The organism is Fusobacterium sp. IOR10 (assembly GCF_010367435.1).
In the GTDB taxonomy this organism is placed as follows: domain Bacteria; phylum Fusobacteriota; class Fusobacteriia; order Fusobacteriales; family Fusobacteriaceae; genus Fusobacterium_B.
In genome coordinates this window covers 1-1,294 of sequence record NZ_WJWY01000065.1, presented here as the reverse complement: position 1 = coordinate 1,294, position 1,294 = coordinate 1, and the positions used below count along the sequence as shown (strand labels likewise).

Annotated in this window: 1 protein-coding gene; it reads left to right on the top strand. The window is 23.6% G+C overall.

All coding sequences use genetic code 11. The annotated features are described in order from the left end of the window. The coding region (locus tag GIL12_RS09960) for an ISL3 family transposase (protein ID WP_163470317.1) at positions 1–1,227 on the top strand (1,227 nt) is incomplete at its 5' end. Positions 1,228–1,294 lie beyond the last annotated feature (67 nt).

Here is a 1,294-nt window from a genome sequence, read left to right as displayed (position 1 = left end):
AATTTCGTTAAAGATCTTAATATTAAAGGAATTATCTGCAAAGTATTTTTTGCTAAACTTACATATTCTCCTGCGCATTGTGAATGTTGCGGTTCTGTTAATCATGATTCTATCATTAAATATGGATTTAAAAATACTCTAATTAAAATACCTATGATTTCTAATTATAATACTTATATTAAACTTAGAAAACAAAGATTTTTTTGCAAAAAATGTGGAAAAACATTTATTGCTAACACTTCATTAGTTAATAAAAATTGTTTTATCTCAAACCAAACTAAGCTAGCTATTGCTAATGAGGCTAAACTTAAAATTTCTGAAAAAGATATCGCTAGGAGATTTAATTCTTCTCATAACACTGTAAATAGAATAGTTAATTCTTTTTATAAATACCATTTGCCTAATTTTAATTATTTACCTAAAAAATTATGTTTTGATGAATTTAAATCAGTTAAAGAATGCTCTGGAGCAATGTCTTTTGTTTTTTGTGATGCAGAATCTCATAAAATCATTGATATACTTGAAGATAGGCGCTTAAACCAATTAAGAAATTACTTTTCAAAATATTCTCAAAAAGCGAGAAATTCTGTTACAAATATTGTTATTGATATATATTCTCCATATATTACTTTAATAGAAGAATTATTTCCCAAAGCTAAGATTTCAATTGATCGTTTTCATTTAGTTCAACTAATTAATCGTTCCTTTAATAAGAGTAGAATTAATATTATGAATAAATTTCGCAAGAAAGATCCATCTATATATAATAAATTAAAGAAATATTGGAAATTATTATTAAAAGATTCTTCAAAACTTTCTTATATAAGAAAATATTACCACCATTCTTTCAGGCAGTATATTTCTGAAGAAGAAATTGTTACTAGACTTTTATCATTTAGTAAAGAATTAGAAGAAGCTTATACTATTTATCAAAATTTAATATTTTTTATTAAAACTAGAAATTATATAGCTTTCCAGCGCTTTATAAAAAGTAATTTAAAAATTTCAAGTCACTATATGCTCACTTCAATAAAGACATATATTAAATATTTACCTTATATTAAAAATAGTTTAAATTATCCATTTTCCAATGGTCCTATTGAAGGTATTAATAATAAAATAAAAGTTATTAAGCGGATCGCATTTGGATACAGAAGCTTTTACCATTTAAGAAATAGAATTTTAATTTATAGCAATTTAACAAAAATAAAAATTCCTTCAGCATAAAGCTGAAGGAACAAAAACATTATTTATTTTTTTATTTTTCTCCACCAACACCAGTTGACAAAGAACC